Here is a 19,438-nt window from a genome sequence, read left to right as displayed (position 1 = left end):
GGGTTGGTCGGATGCTTACCGACTTATCGCAGTTTTAAGTGCCGAGAGCCATAGCCAAAATAAAGCCCGTCATTGACGGGCTTTGTTTGATTTAAATTTTATTTAAAAACTCGCTATTGAAAATATAGCTGGCTTAAGCTTGGTATTTCGCGTTACGTTTGCCTTCCAAAAACAGCATATCAATCACCACAATGGCTACCCCAACACAAATAGCAATATCAGCTACGTTGAAAATAGGGTAGTGCCAAACATCGGCATAATGCACATGGATGAAGTCAATAACTTTACCAATGCGTACTCGGTCGATTAAGTTACCAATGGCGCCGCCTAAGATTAAAGCCAAACCAACATTGAATAGCTTAGCCTGACGCGGAGCTCGAGTAAGGTACCACACTAAAAACAAAGACATCGCCAATGACAGGCCAGCAAAAAACCACTTTTGCCAACCGCCTTGATCTGCTAAAAAGCTAAAAGCAGCGCCATAGTTATAGGCCAAGGTCCAATTTAGGATAGGCTCAATAACCGCCACTGGCTCATGGAAGTTAAGCTTTAGCTCAGCCAACCATTTAGTCCATTGATCCAGCCCAATCACTACTAAAGAGAGCACATACCATAATAAAGCCTGCTGTTTATTAGGCGTAAGCTTAGGCCGCTTAGTTAAACTAGGCGACGCAGTGGCATAAGCAGGAGCAACGGTCTTGTCAGCCAAGTTATTGGAGCCATTGTCTAAGTTGTTGCTAGGGTTATTGCCTGCAGTATTAGGCATAATGACGAACCTCACCTGAGCCTTCGATATTGCTCACACAGCGGGTACAAATCTGTGGGTGCTTAGGATCTGAGCCCACATCATCACGCACGTGCCAACAGCGGATACATTTAGTACCTTCAGCAGAGGTCACTTCAACGCGAAGATTGTCTAACTCAGTAGCACTGCCTAGTTGTGAGTCACTCAGTTTATTTAAGCTCGCTGAACTGGTGATTAATACAAAGCGCAGCTCATCTTCAAGCTTCGCTAAGCTATCGTAAATCTCACCATCCGCATAGATAGCCACTGCTGCTGATAAGTTGGCATTGATTTGTTTTTGCTCACGAGCATGCTCAATAACTTTGTTGATGGCATCTTTGGCTTCCAAAATAACCGTCCAATCTGCCTCACTGATTTTGTCCATACTAAAGTCAGGTAGTTCGTACCAGTCTTGAGTAAAGACATAAGCGTTAGCACCAGTAGCCGACTCTTTTAGCAGCGCTTCCCAAGCTTCTTGAGCGGTAAAGCTTAAGATAGGGGCTATCCAGCGTAGTAAGGCATGAGCAATATGATACATTGCTGTCTGGGCTGAGCGACGAGGCTTGCCTTCTGCCATGGTGGTGTATTGACGGTCTTTAATGATGTCTAAGTAGAAGCCACCCAAGTCTTGAGAACAAAAAGCCGTTACTTGCTGGGTGACTTGGTGGAAGTCCATCGCATCATAAGCAGCAATGATAGATTGCTGTACTTTTTGGGCGCGTAGCATTATGTACTTATCTAAACTCACCAGCTCATCCATAGCCAAACTGTCGGTTTCTGGCTTGAAGTCATCGGTGTTTGCTAATAAGAAGCGTACTGTGTTACGGATACGGCGATACATATCTGTCGCACCCTTAAACGCTTGTTTACCCGCATTCATCTCATAGCGATAATCGCTTGAAGCAATCCACATGCGCAGCATATCAGCGCCGGTTTTATTAATTTCATCTTGTGGATTAATGATGTTGCCCAACGACTTACTCATCTTACGGCCGTTCTCATCAACCACGAAGCCATGGGTTAATACTTGTTTGTACGGCGCTCTACCATACATAGCTTCAGAGGTGAGTAATGAGGTCTGGAACCAACCGCGGTGTTGGTCTGAGCCTTCTAAGTACATATCTGCAGGGTTGGTCTGGTTTTCGTCTTGCTCAAGCACCGCAAAGTGGGTGGTCCCTGAGTCGAACCAAACATCTAAGGTATCGGTTGATTTTACATATTCCTTGGCATCTTCGCCGATGAAGTCTTCAGCTGAAGCGTCAAACCAAGCTTCTACCCCGCCTTTTTCGATAACTTGAGCGATGTCTTCCATCAATTCTAAGGTGTTGGGATGCAACTCATCAGTGTCTTTATGGGTGAAGAAAGGAATGGGCACGCCCCAAGTACGCTGGCGAGAAATACACCAGTCTGGACGACCAGCAACCATAGCTTCAATACGGTTTTGGCCCCAAGCAGGTGTCCAAATGACATTTGGAATATCCTGCATAGTTTGCTGTCTTAAAGTGTTACCGCCTTCAGTCACCTTGTGATCCATGCGGATAAACCACTGCGGGGTAGCACGGAAAATAATGGGAGACTTATGACGCCAGCAATGCGGATAGCTGTGCTCCATTTTGTAATGCTTTAATAGATGGCCACTGTCATTCAAAGTCTCAATAATTTTTGGCTGAGCTTTGTAAATGTGTTCACCAATGAATACTTCAGCCGTCTCTAGATAGACGCCATTACCACCAACAGGGTTGGTCACAGGTAAATCATAACGTAAGCTTACCACATAGTCATCGGCACCATGAGCAGGAGCAGTGTGGACTAAGCCCGTACCGCTTTCAGTGGTCACGTGCTCCCCCAAAATAATAGGCACTTGGCGTGATTCGATTAAGGGGTGCTGGGCTTTGACCAATTCAAGCTTATCACCAGGTAGGGTGGTGATAACGCCTTCGTTTTCTAACCCAAGCGCCTGTAAAGCATCTTCTACTAAATCAGTCGCTAGCAGCAGATTGCCTTTGCTGGTTTTGACAACGCTATATTCAAAGTCTGCACTAACAGCGATGGCTTGGTTGGCTGGCAAGGTCCAAGGGGTTGTGGTCCAGATAACCGCTGCTGTTTTCTCAGTATTGCCTTCAGGTAAAACTTGTGAAGGATCAACTAGATCAAAAGCTACGTAAATAGCGTCTGAGGTTTTGTCCTCATATTCTACTTCAGCTTCCGCCAGTGAAGAGCCACAATCTAGACACCAGTTAACCGGCTTCATGCCACGAGTGACATAGCCATTGGCATAGATTTTACCTAGAGCACGTACGATATTGGCTTCTTGTTGGAAGTTCATGGTTAGATAAGGATTGTCCCAATCCCCAAACACCCCAAGACGTTTAAAGTCAGCCATTTGTAAGTCAACTTGGCTACGTGCATATTCGCGGCATAAACCACGAAACTCAGTCGCTGAAACCTTTTGACCTACTTTACCTACTTTGGCTTCTACCTTTTGCTCAATAGGTAGACCATGACAGTCCCAACCAGGCACATAAGGAGCATCGTAGCCTGACAACGTTTTTGATTTAACAATAATATCTTTTAGAACTTTGTTTACCGCATGACCTAAGTGAATTTGACCGTTGGCGTATGGAGGGCCATCATGCAAGATATATTTTTCACGTCCTGCTTTGGCTTCACGAATTTTGCCATACACATTATCCGCTTCCCAAGCTTTTAACCAATCTGGCTCACGTTGAGCTAGGTTGCCTCGCATTGGAAACGCGGTATCGGCAAGGTTTAACGTATCTTTGTAATCTGGAGTTGAATTAGTCGAATCAGTCATAGAAGCCGTCTTATATGTTAAGTTAAAACAAAAATGAAAGTTTAAAAACTAGATAAAATGCTGCGATACTAAAAAAATAACAAGGAATAAAATTAAATAGTAATGAGGTTAAAGTGAGTCTAGCAATTTATAAAATATTTAAGACTTACAAAAAATAGCTATAAAGTAAAGCACAATATTCTCATTATAAAATAAAAGCTTCCTTAGAGGGAAATAGCTACTAAAGTTAGCAGCTATTCAGCAGTAGATTGGCCATCAATTCTTAACCAGCGTCCCATAACTTCTGCCAATTCATCTACCCCTTCTTTTTTTAATGAGGAGAACAGTTGAATAGAAAAAGGTAAATCAAGCTTTTCTAATTCACGTTTGGTTTGCAGTAAAATATTTTTAGCTGGACCATATTTAAACTTATCGGATTTGGTTAACAGCACGTGCACCGGTAACTCACCATCTTTGGCCCAGTGTAGCATCTGCTCATCGAAGAACTTAAGTGGGTGGCGACTGTCCATTAATAGTACTAAGCCTGCTAAGCTTTCACGCGATACCAAATACTCTTCCAGCTCTTTTTGCCAAACCAGTTTCATCTTTTCAGGAACAGCGGCATAACCATAGCCAGGTAAATCCACCAAACGGGCTTCGTCATTACCAATAGAGAAGAAGTTGATCATTTGGGTTCGGCCTGGCGTCTTTGAGGAACGCGCCAGCTGACGCTGATTGGTTAATACGTTAATAGCAGAGGATTTACCTGCGTTAGAGCGTCCTGCGAAAGCCACCTCATAACCCGTATCGGCTGGGCATAGCTTAAAGGTAGGGGCTGACATCAAGAATTCAGTTTGCTCCAAGCGTTGGCGAGGCGATAAATGGGATAAGTCTGCTGCAGATTCTGGAGCAACATATTGTGGTGCTTTGGTCTTTTTGGTCTTTGGTGCATTAGCCATAAGGGTCTCAAGTTTAAACGGTATAAAATAGATTTGACGGCTATTAGGTCAATAATAAAGTTACTTTTTATGAAAATAGCTTTATAAAAAACACCCTCATAAAAAGTGCTTTTATAAATAAATAGTAGGGCACGAAATAGGCACACTTAGAATAAGGATAAAAGTAACGTTAAATAAATGCCTGTCATTTCTTCCCATTATAACCAGTCTTGCTTGTGAAAGATAATGGCGTGAATGAAGCTTTGTGTTGCAGTGTGAAATGGTAAAGTAAAAAAGGTGCATTACTGTTCATCAAAACGGTTTATTAAAGGGGTAGAAGTTCAAAAACACATTGATTAGCATTTATTAATCTAAACGATAGAGAGTTTATTGCTGTTTGAATGTTCTAAATTTATACCTTAACTCTTTTAATAAAATGGCATTTACAAAAAACTAGGGATATTGGCATTGAAATAGAGATAAATGCCTTCATAATAGTAATTAGGTGAATGGGTGTATACTGAAATTAAGGAAAGTAGTGGCTGTTAGCTATCGATCACATTCCATCTTATTATAAATAATATTATTACCAATAAAGTCAGTCGCCCAAAAAGTGCCAAGCTATTTTTTATTATAAATTAACCTATTTTTATTAATTGTACGACACCTCGTTATATTTACGGCTCATGTAGAGCCCTTAATGCTTAAGTCTTTTCATACGCATTTCATCATGTGGTGTTAAGAAGCGACGAAGGTAAGGAGAGTATTAATGAAGTTTAATAAAGTGCTATTACCTGTGGTTGCTACCCTAATGTTAAGTAGTATTCCCATCTTGGGTAATGCCGATGTTGCCAAACGTTATGAGACGAGCTGTGCTACCTGTCACTCTAGTGGGGCCTTTAAAGCCCCTCAAAAAGGGGACACCCAGTATTGGCAAAAACTCAAATCTGAAAAAGGCATGCCCGCTTTGGTTGAGTCAGTGAGAGCTGGCGGTAAACAGATGCCTGCTGGTGGCTTATGCGGCGACTGTAAAACCAGCAAAGACTATGCTGAATTGATTGAATATATGTCTAAGTAAGCTTTGATTTTGAGTCAATATTACTACTTTTACCTACATCATTATGTCGCAAAGCCCTGATTAAATCAGGGCTTTTTGTCTTTATAAGTCAGATTAAGTAAGATTTATTGCTACGTATTGACTAATATGTCACGGATAGGTAGCTATTTTTACAAAACTATTGATATAATAATGGCATTAATTATTCTCTGTGAGTAGTTATAACTGAACCATGCACTGATAGCTTGCCCCTATATTTGGGTTAAGGGATACCTTATAGTTAAGGTTTGGGTATCATCATTTCAGAGTTAAAGTTATAGTTGCTTAGCTACCGCCTGAAAGATTTAGTAGGATTAGACTACAATGAAAAAATTGCTCGTTGCCACCAGCCTATGTGTTGCCAGTATCAGCGCCAGTGCAGTTATCACTGTGCCTAAATATGATGCTGCAGCCGGTCAAAAAATTGTTGAAGAGAACTGTGCTGCCTGTCACGGCATGACAGGGACTAGTGTTGTCCCCACTCAGCCTAACCTTGGCGGTCAAAATGTTCGCTATATTTTCAAACAATTGAGAGATTTTAAAACAGGATATCGTATTAACGGTATCATGCAAGGTCAGATCGCTACTCTAAACGAACAAGATCTAGCAAACGTTGCTGGTTATTACTCAGAACAAAAACCATGGGGTGCTTTTGCAGGTAACCCAGCCACTGCTGAAGAAGCGGGCAAGTTGTTCTTAGGGGGCGATAAAAAGCGTGGTGTTATTGGCTGTGCAGGGTGTCATGATCCTAAAGGCGCAGGTAACGCTTATGCTGCCTTCCCACGTATTGGTGGTCAGCATGCTGAATACATTGGTCTACAATTAAAAATGTTCCGTGCTGCAGGTCGTGAAGATGATGTAGCTAAAGATCAAAAACGTATTAACGATGCTGCTAAAGAAGGTGAGAAAGGTATGATGCAAGTGGTTGCTGCAAGACTTAGCGACCGTGATATCAAAATCTTATCGCAGTTTGTTAGTGCTGTTCACTAATTTAGTGGCTAGGTAGCTTTATCGGCTGAGTCTTATTGGATAAAAGCTAATAAAGCTACCTTAGTCAAAGTAGCTAAAGAGATTTAATAAACAAAAACCCCGTTCTTCGGGGTTTTTGTTTATTAGTAGATTTAAATCTAGGGCAGGTGTTTAAAGTTTATAATTTAACCCAATATTTTAAATAAGCGTTGTAGATACGCGAATACATTTGATTTGGCTGTTCAAAATCAGTTAGATTGTCATTACCTATAAATTTAACCTAAACCTAAACTATAATTTCAACCCATGGATATCAGCATGCAAAATCGTTTTGCCTCACTATTTATTGCTGCCTTACTGCCTCTCCTTCTATTTAGATGGTTTATTCCTACGCCTGTTGGTCAACTAGATTTCTGGCTAATGTGGCTATTGGCGATGGTGGTGGTCGGTCTGCCTCTATTATATGCAGAGATTGGACTGGCACATCGTAGTCAAAAAATACCTGCTAAAGGCATTCAAGAGCTTACCAGAGAGGCGGATACCAGTACTATCTGGCGTAGCTTCGTGTGGCTCACGGTACTGCTGTCCTTGGTGGTGGCTGGCTTAAGTATTGATGCTGTTAGTGCCAATCTACTACAGGCTACCCAAGAGCTAGGTTTATCACTACAGGTGCCTGATTATGCCTTAGGCGTAATTATGGTGATTATCGCTGCGATGTTGAGCCTATTGGGCGGCAGCACCTTAGTAGCCTCTTTGGCATTGATTGCTGTTGCCTTTGTAATGGCAGCAGTAACTAATATATCCTCGATCACTCTTATCATGACTGAGCCTAGCTTAGGGGAGTGGGCAAGAGCGGTAACACTGGCGTTAGTGAGTGTGGGAGTGGGAACTGGTTTATTCTGGTTTAATAATCCTTTAGTCAGCCGTGACCCTAATCACAGTGCAGAGATTGGGCGTAATACCCGTGAGATTGCGACAAAAACGGTATTGCCCATTTGGTTGACGCAGTTGGTCATTGGTAGCATGGCTTTAATATTTACCACAGGAAGCTTTGCTCCAATTACTACGATCGTTTATGCCTTTGGGGTATTGGCGGCTTCAGCATTTTTTATGCATTATGCCAGTGCACAAATTGCCAACCTATTCCAAAGATTTGGTATATGGATTGCCACTGCCATTAGTATGGTATTAACTATATTGCTGGTGGTTATTGCTAACCCTCAATCTTTGGCTGTGCTATTGGTGGTTGTTAGTGTTGTAAGTGCATTAATATTGGCCATTTTCTCAGGTTGGCAAATGAAAATTAGCCACATGCGTAAGTCATTAAACTTCAGTTCAGAAGGGGTTTATAACCTGTGGCGCGTGGCTATTCGTATCTTAGTGCCTATCCTGATTATTGTGGCTGTGGCAGGCTGGTTATTGTCATGATTACAAGCCCACTCAATGTTCTAGATAAAACTCAGGCGGGCTTACCTATAAGCTTGGCCTATGCCCCATCAGCCACAGAAAGTCTGTATTTAGAGATGACGGTGGCTCAAGGCACGACTTTATTACAAGCCTTGCAGCAGTCAGGATGGTTAGAGCAATACCCTGGCTTACAGCAGTGGTGTGATGAGCATGCTCAAGATGAGCAAATCAATAATAAGAGTTGGGCTGTGGGAGTGTTTTCCCAGAAGAAGCTGTTAAGCTACGTATTACAAGCTCATGATCGTATAGAGATTTATCGGCCGTTGACTATCGACCCGATGCGTAAACGCAAAAAGCGAGCTGTTAAGGAAGGGTAGTTGTACATATAAGCTAAGATAACCCTCGCAAGTACCCTTCAATTGCTTTTAGAGGGAGCGAGGGTTATCTTATTTCAGTCAAAAGACCATGGGCTAAACGTGAGAAGGTAGAAACTGACTAACGGTTTACTTACTAATACAAGTTACTTATTAATATAAGAATAGTTATTTAGTGCTAGTAGGAAGGCTTTCGATGCCTTCTACATTGACCACAGTTTCTGAATCATCAAAATAAATAATCAGATGCTGACTGGCATTAGTAATTACTTCTTTGCCTTCTCTTTTTCCATAAGTTCCTGGCGCATAGTCGTAAATATAATCCCAACGCTTAGGCGCTAAGGTATCACGCATAGCTGGGCTACCTAGCAAATACAGCACTTGGTTTTTGCTCATACCAGGCTGAATTTGCTGTGCTTGAGCTTGAGTGATTGGAGTCCCTTGAGGTAAATCAATGGTGTAGACACCAAAAATAGAACAAGCTGATAGGGTTAGCGTGGCGGTAATAGCAATAGGATAAAGTAATTTTTTTAATATATTCATAATTTCACGTTTTAGAATTACCTAATGTAGCCTTTAGAGTAAGCCTCTAAGGATTTAGACAGTTATGAAAACTACCAAAGTTCTGGTAATTATAAACTGATAATAAAGTTTTGGTAAGATAACCCAGTTAAAGTGATGGGCTATTCCTCGAATTTAGTCTAAGCTAGGCTCAACTGATTTTCATAAATGATACGTCAATTACTTGCAATTGCCTACCACTTACGAGAGTATTTAACTAAATTTTATATTATTTAGTAGTTTAACACGGGTTCCACTCATAAATTATAAAGTTATAAGGATTACAATGAAAATCATCAATCAAGAGTTACGTAAAGCGGGTTTGAAAATTACTTTGCCTCGTATCAAAATCCTTGAGCTATTAGAGAGTGCTGAAGACCACCATATGAGTGCTGAAGAGGTCTATAAGGCTTTAATAGAGCAAGGAGAGGATGTGGGCTTAGCCACGGTGTATCGAGTGCTAACCCAGTTTGAGCAAGCCGGCATTGTCGAGCGTCATAATTTTGAAAACAACTTATCTGTCTTCGAGATTACCCAAGATGAGCACCATGATCATATGGTCTGTGATGTGTGTGGAAAAATCATTGAATTTCATAACCCAATCATTGAGCAAGAGCAGCTAAAGGTGGCTGAAGAGCATGGATTTAGATTGTCTGGCCACTCTTTAGTGCTATATGGTTTATGTGAAAATGAAGAGTGCCAAGATTCAGCCAAAAAACCATAACAAGGAATTGACAATTTTGTTGGCATGAATTTAATGGCAGCAAAACTATAAGCTAAGTTAACTGTTATTAGGAAACCCGTTTTAGACGGGTTTTTTTGTGGGTGATTTTTAGGGATTAACTAAGAAGGTCTTTTTTTATGCGAATCAGTCAGTAAGATGAGCTGCGTCAATGATTTTATCGTCTACCAACTGCTGTAGCGACTGTTGAAAAGTGCGCATCCCTATTCCATTACTGGTTTGAATGACAGAGTACATTTGCGCCAATTTGTTTTGACGAATTAAATTACGAATGGCGGGGGTAGTAACCATAATCTCATGGGCTGCAATACGTCCACCATCGATACGCTTCACTAAGACTTGAGAGAAGACCGCCTGTAAAGATTCTGACAGCATGGCTCTGACCATCTCTTTTTCGGCTGCAGGAAAGACATCAATAAGTCTGTCTATGGTTTTGGTCGCTGAATTTGTATGTAAGGTGGCAAAGACCAGGTGCCCGGTTTCAGCCGCCGTAAGTGCCAACTGGATACTGCTTAAATCTCTTAACTCGCCAATGACAATAACATCAGGATCCTCCCTTAAAGCAGAGCGAAGCGCAGTGCTAAAATCGGAAGTATGCTGAGACACCTCTCTTTGATTTACCAAGCTTCTTTTTGAGTCATGAATAAACTCAATAGGGTCTTCAATGGTAAGGATATGGACTGGCTTGGTGTTATTAATATGGTCAATTAAAGCCGCTACTGTGGTAGATTTGCCACAGCCTGTGGGGCCGGTAACCAGTACCAGACCTTGGCGAAGGTTGGCGATTTTCTCAAAAGTAGTTTGGTTATCGGGCTGAGGGTTTTGGTGGTTAGTGATAGAGGAAGCTAGGTCCAGATTAGCAGAGCGATTTAAGTTCAGTTGCTCTAAGCTAGGGACCTTGGAAGGTATGACTCTAAATACAGCAGCTATTCCTCGGTTTTGAGTAAATGCATTGACTCTAAAGCGGCCCATTTCGGGTATATAGAAGGCATAATCAAGCTCTAGGTTATTTTGAAATCCTTTATATTGAGCGTTACTCATGGTGGCTTTGATAAAGGCATCCACTTCTATCTCTTGCAGGGCCGGCATAGTTATCGCAACCATATCACCTGCAATGCGTAACATGGCGGGCATTCCAGTGGATAGGTGTATGTCTGAAGCCTGATGTTGAATAGTATGAGCAAGTAGAGACTCAATATCTTTGAAGCTTAGTACTTGCGCGTCAGGCACTTAAGTCCTCCCTATGCAATTAATAGTTATCGGTAGCATAACAAGTCTGTTCGCCTTATGAGTGACTTTTTTAGGGTTAATTCACACTCGTTAAGGCTCACACATAGCGTACTCTTTAAATAGCAGTCAAAGATACAGTGGGTTCAGAGGTTGTAAACATTTACCCATAGAGCAGGGAGGGGGGTAAATGTTACTATTACTATATAGCCAAAAATTACGGTATAACCAAAATTATTAAGTTAAAAAAATTTTATGAGGTTAATATAATGAATCCAACACTGCTTCAAAGATGGCAACAAGTCACCGAACAAATTGATAAGGCGTGTATAGCTTCGAATCGAGACACAGTTACTTTATTGGCGGTATCCAAGACCAAACCAGCGCAAATGGTTATTGAGCTGGCCGAAGCAGGGCAGAAGCATTTTGGTGAAAACTACCTGCAAGAAGCTGCAGAAAAAATGGCGCAAATTAAAGAGCAAGCTAGCACTGAGGTTGTAGCTAATATCGTATGGCATTATATTGGTCATATTCAACGTAATAAAACCCGAGATATCGCCGAGAATTTCGACTGGGTACATACCATTGAGCGTGACATTATTGCCAAGCGTCTTAATGATCAACGCCCTGATAATTTAGATAAGCTCAATGTGCTGGTTCAAGTCAATATAGACAATGAAGACAGTAAGTCAGGGTGTTTGCCTAGCGAGCTAGATAAGCTAATTGCAGCTATTAAAGGCTATGAGAATCTAAGCTTACGTGGGCTCATGATTATTCCATCTAAAGAAGGTACCGATGCTTTTGAGCGTACTAAAAAGCTGTTTGATGAGATTAAGCAAGCTCATCCTGAATTAGCACAGTGGGATACGCTGAGTATGGGGATGAGTGGTGATATGGAGCAAGCTATAGCTCAGGGTTCAACGATGGTGCGAGTCGGAAGTGCCATCTTTGGAGCAAGAGACTAGCTTTTGAGAGACTGAGTTAAGTCTTAGGGCATAAAAAAGGAGCTTCAAACCCATTGAAGCTCCTTTTATTTTATCATCTAGATAATGATGAAAGAGTGAAAGCGGCCTTATTATTAGCTTTCAATGCTCCAACCATTAACCAAGGGATAACGACGTTCACGGCCAAAAGCCTTATGGCTGACTTTGGTACCGATGGCCGCTTGACGACGCTTATATTCGCTTCTGTCTACTAAGCGAATGGTCTGACGTACCATATCAGGGTCAAATCCTTTCGCGGTAATCTCATTAAAGCCCAAATCGTTATCGATATAGTCTTTTAAGATGGCATCAAGCACTTCGTAATCCGGCAAGCTGTCTTGGTCTTTTTGGTCGGGACGTAGCTCGGCTGAAGGCGCGCGCGTGATAACACGTTCAGGAATAACATCAGTGTCCTCCAAACGGTTACGATAATTGGCTAAGGCATAAACTTGAGTCTTGTAAACGTCTTTTAAGACATCAAATCCGCCAGCCATATCGCCATATAAGGTCGAGTAGCCCACAGCCATTTCAGATTTATTGCCAGTGGTGATGACCAGATGACCAAATTTATTAGACAAGGCCATTAAGATCATGCCGCGAGCACGGGCCTGAATATTCTCCTCAGTGGTGTCCATTTTGGCCTTACTAAATAAAGGTGCTAAGGTATGTCGCATACCCGCTACCGCGTCATGGATGGGACAAACGGTATAAGACACATTCAATCTGCGGGCTTGAGCTTGGGCATCTTCTAAGCTGATTTGTGACGTGTATTCATACGGCATCATTACTGCATATACTTTATCTGACCCTAAAGCATCAACAGCGATACATAAGGTCAATGCAGAATCGATACCGCCTGAAAGACCGACGATAACCCCTTCAAAGCCTGAATGGTTGACATAGTCACGCAAGCCCACAACTAAGGCTTGATAAGTTTCTGATTCGGCACTTAATTGTAGGGGTGCTTTAGCTTGAGTATCGAATTGGCCGCTTTCGATATCGAAACTGGCATATAGTAGATGCTCTAAAAAACGAGGCGCTTCATGGGCCACGTCGCCATTGGCTTGAACCGCCATAGAGCCCCCATCAAACACCAGGTCGTCTTGACCGCCTACCGCATTCACATAAACGATGGGTAAGTTGTTATCGGTGGCTCTTTTACGTAATAAAGCTTGGCGCGTGTGCTGCTTACCGGCTTCAAAAGGAGAGGCGTTAATGGTTACTACTAGGTCAGCGCCTTGATCTTTTAAGGCTTTGATAGGGTCTTCTTGCCATAAGTCTTCACAGATTAGCAGGCCAATAGTAAGGCCTTGATAATTAAAAAGTACTTGGTTGCGACCTTTGTCAAAATAACGGCGCTCATCAAACACCCCGTAATTGGGGAGATACTGCTTATGATAAAAGCCTTTTTGTTGCCCATTTTGAATGATGGCTGCTGAGTTGAAGGTGCCATGATAATCCACATGGGGATAGCCGATAATCATAACGATATCATTGATATCTGTTAATGAGCTTAAAGCGGCTTTAACTCGGTCAGACAGGCTTGGACGCAGCAGTAGGTCTTCAGGAGGATATCCCAATAAGGCCAACTCTGGGAATACGATGATGTCGGCACCATTATCACGTGCTTCGATGGCCAAGCTACGCATTTTTTGGATATTATTCTGGATGTCACCTACCATAAAGTGAGATTGAGCCATTGCAAATTTCAGCGACTTTCCTTTTAGTTCAGTGCTGTTGTTTTCATTAGACATTATTAGGTCCTATTCGTTATGGGGATTAGCGCTATTTGCCTCGCTACAAAAACAACTTATTAAATTTTTTTAGTGTTGATTTTGAGCCAGGTAAAATTTAGCGTTTCTATTAAAAGGGTTAGTATTTTTATAATCTAAAATATTATCTATCAAGTTAGAAAAGTATTATCTGCCAAGTTAATCTTACTAATATAAAGAGCTAACGGATTTCGCCAACTAACAACGTTTGAGCTTGTTACTTCTCTTATTCAATATATAAACCCTACTTTATCAAATACAGCAGGGCGGATAATTTCTTGTTGTTTCCATTGTTAACGATTTTTGTAGTCGAAAAACGATATAATTACCTTTAGTATAACATCAAATTTTTGTGTTATAGCTAAGCCCGATTGATTTAGCGGGCAAAACTAGGAAATTGTATCATGTTTGCATTTGTCTTTACCCTTATCGTAATCTGGCTTGCTATGTGGGCTTTCTTTAAATTTATGTACCCCAAGCCGCCCAAGGAGTTCATGCCCAAAAAAGGGGATATTATTACTCCCAGAGACTGTGACTATTGCGGTTACCCCTTAGCGGAATATAGAGGGGTGACTGAGGCCATACCACAAGCCCAATTAACGCAAGCGGATCAGACCCAAGTTGCTGAGCTGACTACAGAGGTGGAGGCCATTAGGCAACAAATCCTAGCTTATGAGACCAATGTTAAAGATAAAACTCATCAAAAAGGACTGACTCGTCAACAAAAGAAACAAGCTTCGGCCCAATATGAGCAGTTACAAAAGCAGTTGTTTGAAAAGAATCAACAGTTAAAGAAAATGAGCAGTTGGTTCTTTTGTAATTATGATCATCAAACCGACTTTCATGCAAATCGTGCAAAGTAGAGTTTGATCAATCAGGGGTCAAACAGTTGCAAAATAAAAGGCTGCACAATACTTGGCAGCCTTAATATAGGGGCATCATAGTCAGCTAATCTATGGTTATTGCTGAGCTAACTGCATGTCTTGAATCATCTGTTCAATAAGTTGATTGGCCTGCTCAATACTCTGTTCATTGGCTGTGGCAATGTTTTTTGACTGTTGCAGTTTTTCATAAAGGTTTAAACAGCAAAGCACCAATAAGTTTTCATGAGGTAAGTGCGGAGCTTGAGCACGCAGATCTTCAATAAAATTATTGATAAAGTCACTGGCAGCGAAAAGCTCGTGTTCTTCACCTACTGGGCAGTTAATGGTATAGCTTTTCTCTAAAATACTAATATCAACAGCTGCATACTCAGGTTCAGCTGCGTAATCTGCTAACTCTACATCGGCAATAGACTGTTCAGAGTAGTCGTTATCGTAGTTTTCAGAGTCGATATTTTCTGCATACGGCTCATTGTCTAGCGCGTAAGTTTCTTCAGTGAAATCTTCGCTGGCAGCTTCAGATAAGACAGACTGCTCTTCAAGGCTAACTTCAGAGTCTTGCGGCTCGTGGTCATTTGGATAATCAGTGGACATAGTGTTCTCTTAAAAAAATAGAATAAAGAAGCTAGGTAGGTCTTAGTCTACAGCTTGGTCAATTAAAGTTAAGCGCTGCATCACTACTTTGGTATGCTCTTTTGCCAAGCGGTTTTTTTCTAATAACATTTGATTCGCTTGTTCTAACGCTTCACACTTTTGTAGCAACTCATTGTAATTGTCATTGAGTGTGTTGTGCGCTTCAGTTAGGCTCTTGTGCTCATCATTGAGCTGATTATATAGTTGTTCTAGAGTCTCTTGTTGCTGTTGCACGTCTTCAAACACACTCTGGGCATCAGACAGATCTTGCTCAAGCTGCTGTTTGGCTTGTTGCGACTGCTCATAGATTTGCTCAAGGTCGCTAAGCTGTTGCTGCAATTGCTCAACTTGTTGGGTGTCTACTTGAGGGGCAGCTTTTAGCGAAAGTAACTCATTATGAGAGGCATCATAACGCTGTCGAACGTTGTGTAATATAGAATCTAAATGCTGCAGTTTTTCAATTAAAGGCTGAGTCATAGAGTATCACTTCTAATAAAGTCGGATAAAAATATAAATGCAAGGTTATGTATATAATACCTTTAATAATGCCACAGATGCCCACATTATATCTAGCAGTAGGTTGTTAACGAATGTGTTTACAAAGGCTCAGGTTTTGATGTTTTGTCATAAGCTAAGCTAAAAAATTAGCGAAATACACCGCAACAATTTAACAAAAGTGGTAGTGATCTAGTGGCTATTTAATAGCAGCTATTTGGTTAAGATTAGACAGTTAGATCGATAAATAGCTAGATTAATAAATAGTTAAGGCAATAAATAGCCCCCCCACTTAGTAATAAATCTCACCGTTGATAAAAAGGTAATTGTAATGAATGATGATATTTCAGGTTGGAATGATTGGGAAAAAGCGTTTTCTGATTGGAGCGATGTGACCATTAGTGAGCTACATGGACTGATGACTGGGCTGATGACGGTGTGTCATGCCCCCGCTAAAATTGAAGAGTGGGAGCAACTACTCACTGAGCTGAGCTTTTCTATTCCTAATGAAGCCGCTTTGACGTTGCTAGCAGAAGAGGCGGAAGATACCTCGTTTCAGTTAAAAGACAAAGACGATGCTTATCAATATTCGCCATTGGTGCCAGATGATGAGCATGATTTATATGAGCGCGTTATGGCGCTAAAGCAATGGGCCAATGGGTTTATGACCGGCTTTGGGGTGACCGATTGCACGTTGACTGCTGAAGAGAATGTTATTTTTTCTGATTTGGCGAAAATTGGCAGTATTCGTATCGATCCAGATGATGAGTTTGAGGGCGGCGAAGAGTCGTATCTATATTTATATGAGTTTGCACGTATGGTGCCCGTAAGTTTGGCAATCCGACCTCGCAAATCTATGATGAGCCTACCGCTTATCGCCGGTTTATCTATTAACGCCAAGACGGCCAAAGAGCTGGAGCAAGAAGGGATAAAGCCTAAGCCTATCCCACCGGTTATTGATATTATGAATCAAAACAATCCATCTTAATGGCATCTTTAGCGTTTTGAGCCGTATATAGCTTTGATTGCTGATAGCAAAAAGCCAGTCCAGATACAGATAAACTGGGCTGGCTTTTTTATGTTACATTAAAGCGTAAATGGCACTAAGCATTACTTATCAAGCATAACCGGAAAACAGGAGGTTTTAATGATAACCAAACAGGATGAATCTCATCTAAAACGCTGTATTGAGCTGGCTGCTGAGGCGCTGCAGGCAGGCGACGCTCCTTTTGGTAGCGTGTTAGTGGCTGGCAGTGGTGAGGTATTAAAAGAAGACCGTAACCGCATTAATAGCCTTGAGGCCACCTACCATCCTGAGCTGGCTTTGGCACAATGGGCCGCTGCTAATATGAGTAAAGAGGAACGCCGTCAAGCTGTGGTGTATACGTCAGGGGAGCATTGTGCGATGTGCTCGGCAGCGCACGCTTGGGCGGGGTTGGGTCGCATAGTCTATGCCAGCTCTTCAAAGCAGTTGCAGCAATGGCAACAACAGCAAGGTATCACTGCTGAGTCTCCAATAAATAGCCTAAGTATTAATGAAGTTTCTCCTAATATTGAGGCACAAGGTCCTGTAGCGGGGCTAGACGAAGAAGTCAAAGCGCTACATCTGCAAGCTTGGAAGCAGCGTAACTCTTAGTTTCATTATTTAAACTTTGTAAGGAATAATCATGACCTCGCTAAATCAAACCACCCTTTATCCCAGTAACAGTATAGAGTGGCTCAAGCGATTAATTGGCTTTGATACAGTGAGCCGTCATTCTAACTTAGCCCTTATTGAAGACGTGCAAGCGTATTGCGAGAGCTTGGGCTTATCGCCGGTATTGACCTTTAATGAGGACAGCAGTAAGGCCAACTTATTTGTCACTGTTGCAGCTAGTAATGACTCTGAACAACAGACAACCAGTGGCGGTATTGTGCTGTCTGGGCATACTGATGTGGTGCCAGTTGAGGGTCAAGATTGGGATTCTGACCCCTTTGAGGCGGTAATACGAGGCGATAAGCTTTATGGCCGCGGTGCTTGTGACATGAAAGGCTTTATTGCCAGCGCTTTGAGTCTGTTGCCCAAGGCAGAGGCACTGTCAAAGCAAGGCAGTCTGACCAAGCCACTACATCTGGCGTTGTCCTTTGATGAAGAGGTGGGCTGCTTAGGGGCTCCGTTAATGCTAGAGGACTTAAAGCAGCGTGGCATCCGCCCCGACTATTGTATCGTTGGTGAGCCGTCTTCTATGAAAATGGTCATTGCCCATAAGGGCATTTCAGTATTCCGCTGCGCCGTGCATGGTAAATCAGCTCATTCCTCTTTAACTCATCAAGGGGTAAATGCCATCAGTTACGCTGCCAAGTTGATTGGATTTATTGATGAGCTGGCAGGTCAATTGGCAGAGTCTGATCAAGTAGATCCTCTATTTGATGTGCCTTACTCCACATTATCGATAGGCACTATTCAAGGCGGTACAGCGACCAATATTGTGCCTAATCTTTGTGAATTTACCTTTGATTATCGAAACTTGCCGACCATGGGCACAGCAGATATTCTTCCGGCTATCAAACAAAAGATTGGCGAGCTTAATCAGCAGATGCAGCAAGTAGATGGGAATACGGGTATTGAGATTGAGCAATTAGAAAGCGTGCCAGCCATGACAGACAGTGAAAGTGAAACTCTACAGGAGTTAATAGCAGGCTTAGTCAATTCTTCAGCACGCCATAAGGTGGCCTATGCCACAGAGGGTGGTCAGTTCACCAATGCAGGGATTCCTACCGTTATTTGTGGCCCAGGCAGTATCGAACAGGCGCATAAGGCCAATGAATTCGTTGAATTAGATCAAATGGCCGAGTGCGATGTGTTCTTGGACAAAGTGCTTGGCTCATTGCAGGGTTAATGGTCTTCTATTGCAGTACTGGGCTAATGGCTTTTACATAGGGTTAATGGCTTTTACTATAAACTGGCTATTGGTATAAAATAGCCGGTTTTATAATCTCTATAGCTCCCAACTTTAAGGCAATGCTGCATGAGCGTTTCCGTATTTCTGCTGTTCTTTGTTAGTACCTTCATTGTCTCCGCCACACCCGGACCCAATATGTTGCTCGCCTTCCAGTACGGGCTTAATCATGGCGTACGTCAGACGCTATGGGTATTGGCTGGCCTGAGCTTCGGACTATTTATGCTACTGGTTTCGGCGCTATTGGGCATCGATATCATTAGCCGAAAATTGCCATGGCTGCTGACGGTAATGAAAGTGGCCGGTTCCTTATATTTGATTTATCTGGGTCTGCAGTCTTGGCGAAATGCCACTGATAATGTGCAGTTTGCGAAAGATTCAGGGGCACAGAGTACTCAAAGCCTAAAAAAGGGCCTAAAATCGGCCAGTCAGCGGTTTCGGCAGGGGATGTGGGTATCGCTATCTAACCCCAAAGCCATTTTGTTTTTCGCCGCTTTTTTTCCAAAGTTCATTAATTTTAGCGCACCACTGTGGCCACAATATGTGTGGCTCACGTTAGGGTTTTTTATTAGTGAGAGCAGTTGGCAGATGGTTTATACCCTAGGCGGCACCAAACTCTCAGGCTGGTTGGGGCAAGGCTCAAGACTGCTTTGGCTCAATAGAATCTGTGGTTTGATATTTATAGCGATCGCTGTCGCCTTGCTGTGGGAAGTGGTCACTGTAGATATTTGATTAAGGATTTACTATAACTAAAAAAGGGTTCAATGATTTGTCATTGAACCCTTTTTTGATATTGGCAGTCTTTAATGGTGGTGGCTATATTTAAGTCAACTGACACTTAAG

Annotated in this window: 19 protein-coding genes; 11 read left to right on the top strand and 8 right to left on the bottom strand. The window is 42.2% G+C overall.

Features of this window, described 5'->3' with window-relative positions:
• Window positions 1–133: 133 nt before the first annotated feature.
• The 3 genes from lspA to yihA all read right to left on the bottom strand — a co-directional run bounded on the left by lspA (window position 134) and on the right by yihA (window position 4,537).
• Complete coding sequence (gene lspA / locus B3S92_RS11730; protein WP_296206352.1) at window positions 134–766, bottom strand: signal peptidase II; 633 nt, start codon at window positions 764–766, stop codon at window positions 134–136.
• Window positions 759–3,599, bottom strand: a complete 2,841-nt coding sequence (ileS, locus tag B3S92_RS11725) for an isoleucine--tRNA ligase (protein ID WP_296206348.1) — start codon at window positions 3,597–3,599, stop codon at window positions 759–761. Before ileS ends, lspA begins: the two co-directional genes overlap by 8 nt.
• A 233-nt stretch (window positions 3,600–3,832) precedes the next feature.
• Entirely contained in the window at window positions 3,833–4,537 is a 705-nt protein-coding gene (gene yihA / locus B3S92_RS11720; protein ID WP_296206345.1) for a ribosome biogenesis GTP-binding protein YihA/YsxC, read from the bottom strand.
• 748 nt (window positions 4,538–5,285) lie between these two features.
• Here yihA and B3S92_RS11715 point away from each other — a divergent pair.
• The 4 genes from B3S92_RS11715 (at window position 5,286) to B3S92_RS11700 (ending at window position 8,365) form a co-directional block, all read left to right on the top strand.
• A complete protein-coding gene (locus tag B3S92_RS11715; protein WP_077451317.1) occupies window positions 5,286–5,594 on the top strand; it encodes a c-type cytochrome in 309 nt (102 codons plus the stop codon).
• Window positions 5,595–5,936: 342 nt separating this feature from the next.
• Complete coding sequence (locus tag B3S92_RS11710) at window positions 5,937–6,602, top strand: c-type cytochrome (protein ID WP_077451318.1); 666 nt, start codon at window positions 5,937–5,939, stop codon at window positions 6,600–6,602.
• Window positions 6,603–6,899: 297 nt separating this feature from the next.
• A complete protein-coding gene (locus tag B3S92_RS11705) occupies window positions 6,900–8,009 on the top strand; it encodes a hypothetical protein (protein ID WP_296206340.1) in 1,110 nt (369 codons plus the stop codon).
• Window positions 8,006–8,365 (top strand): RnfH family protein, encoded by a 360-nt coding sequence (locus B3S92_RS11700; protein WP_296206338.1) that lies wholly within the window; start codon window positions 8,006–8,008, stop codon window positions 8,363–8,365. The genes B3S92_RS11705 and B3S92_RS11700 overlap by 4 nt, the downstream gene beginning before the upstream one ends.
• A gap of 165 nt (window positions 8,366–8,530) precedes the next feature.
• Here B3S92_RS11700 and B3S92_RS11695 read toward each other — a convergent pair whose 3' ends face one another.
• Window positions 8,531–8,905, bottom strand: coding sequence for an outer membrane protein assembly factor BamE (locus tag B3S92_RS11695; protein WP_296206337.1), 375 nt, complete (start codon window positions 8,903–8,905; stop codon window positions 8,531–8,533).
• A 304-nt stretch (window positions 8,906–9,209) separates the two neighbouring features.
• Here B3S92_RS11695 and fur point away from each other — a divergent pair, with 304 nt between their 5' ends.
• Complete coding sequence (fur, locus tag B3S92_RS11690; protein ID WP_077451322.1) at window positions 9,210–9,647, top strand: ferric iron uptake transcriptional regulator; 438 nt, start codon at window positions 9,210–9,212, stop codon at window positions 9,645–9,647.
• Between the two features lie 144 nt (window positions 9,648–9,791).
• On the opposite strand, the gene B3S92_RS11685 is transcribed toward fur, so the two are convergent.
• A complete protein-coding gene (locus B3S92_RS11685) occupies window positions 9,792–10,895 on the bottom strand; it encodes a type IV pilus twitching motility protein PilT (RefSeq protein WP_296206332.1) in 1,104 nt (367 codons plus the stop codon).
• A 266-nt stretch (window positions 10,896–11,161) separates the two neighbouring features.
• On the opposite strand from B3S92_RS11685, the gene B3S92_RS11680 reads away from it, so the two are divergent.
• Window positions 11,162–11,857, top strand: a complete 696-nt coding sequence (locus B3S92_RS11680) for a YggS family pyridoxal phosphate-dependent enzyme (protein ID WP_296206330.1) — start codon at window positions 11,162–11,164, stop codon at window positions 11,855–11,857.
• Window positions 11,858–11,970: 113 nt separating this feature from the next.
• Here the strand turns inward: B3S92_RS11680 and B3S92_RS11675 are convergent, their stop codons facing one another.
• Complete coding sequence (locus tag B3S92_RS11675; protein ID WP_296206328.1) at window positions 11,971–13,629, bottom strand: NAD+ synthase; 1,659 nt, start codon at window positions 13,627–13,629, stop codon at window positions 11,971–11,973.
• A gap of 422 nt (window positions 13,630–14,051) precedes the next feature.
• Between B3S92_RS11675 and B3S92_RS11670 the strand changes: the two genes are divergently transcribed.
• The gene (locus tag B3S92_RS11670; RefSeq protein ID WP_296206326.1) at window positions 14,052–14,510 is read left to right on the top strand and encodes a hypothetical protein; all 459 of its coding nucleotides are present in this window, start codon (window positions 14,052–14,054) and stop codon (window positions 14,508–14,510) included.
• 96 nt (window positions 14,511–14,606) lie between these two features.
• On the opposite strand, the gene zapA is transcribed toward B3S92_RS11670, so the two are convergent.
• The gene (gene zapA, locus B3S92_RS11665) at window positions 14,607–15,122 is read right to left on the bottom strand and encodes a cell division protein ZapA (RefSeq protein WP_296206324.1); all 516 of its coding nucleotides are present in this window, start codon (window positions 15,120–15,122) and stop codon (window positions 14,607–14,609) included.
• Window positions 15,123–15,164: 42 nt separating this feature from the next.
• Window positions 15,165–15,638, bottom strand: a complete 474-nt coding sequence (locus B3S92_RS11660; RefSeq protein WP_296206322.1) for a hypothetical protein — start codon at window positions 15,636–15,638, stop codon at window positions 15,165–15,167.
• 349 nt (window positions 15,639–15,987) lie between these two features.
• Between B3S92_RS11660 and B3S92_RS11655 the strand changes: the two genes are divergently transcribed.
• From B3S92_RS11655 to B3S92_RS11640, 4 genes are all read left to right on the top strand, one after another.
• On the top strand, window positions 15,988–16,644 hold the full coding sequence (locus B3S92_RS11655) for a UPF0149 family protein (protein WP_296206320.1): 657 nt from the start codon (window positions 15,988–15,990) through the stop codon (window positions 16,642–16,644).
• Window positions 16,645–16,803: 159 nt separating this feature from the next.
• Entirely contained in the window at window positions 16,804–17,292 is a 489-nt protein-coding gene (locus tag B3S92_RS11650; protein ID WP_296206318.1) for a nucleoside deaminase, read from the top strand.
• Window positions 17,293–17,323: 31 nt separating this feature from the next.
• Entirely contained in the window at window positions 17,324–18,535 is a 1,212-nt protein-coding gene (argE, locus tag B3S92_RS11645; RefSeq protein WP_296206317.1) for an acetylornithine deacetylase, read from the top strand.
• 129 nt (window positions 18,536–18,664) lie between these two features.
• Complete coding sequence (locus tag B3S92_RS11640) at window positions 18,665–19,327, top strand: LysE family translocator (protein ID WP_296206315.1); 663 nt, start codon at window positions 18,665–18,667, stop codon at window positions 19,325–19,327.
• The last annotated feature ends 111 nt before the right edge of the window (window positions 19,328–19,438 follow it).

This window comes from Psychrobacter sp. UBA3962, assembly GCF_002385225.1.
In the GTDB taxonomy this organism is placed as follows: domain Bacteria; phylum Pseudomonadota; class Gammaproteobacteria; order Pseudomonadales; family Moraxellaceae; genus Psychrobacter.
The sequence above is the reverse complement of the archived record's forward strand: the minus strand, read 5'-3'. Positions and strand labels throughout refer to the sequence as shown.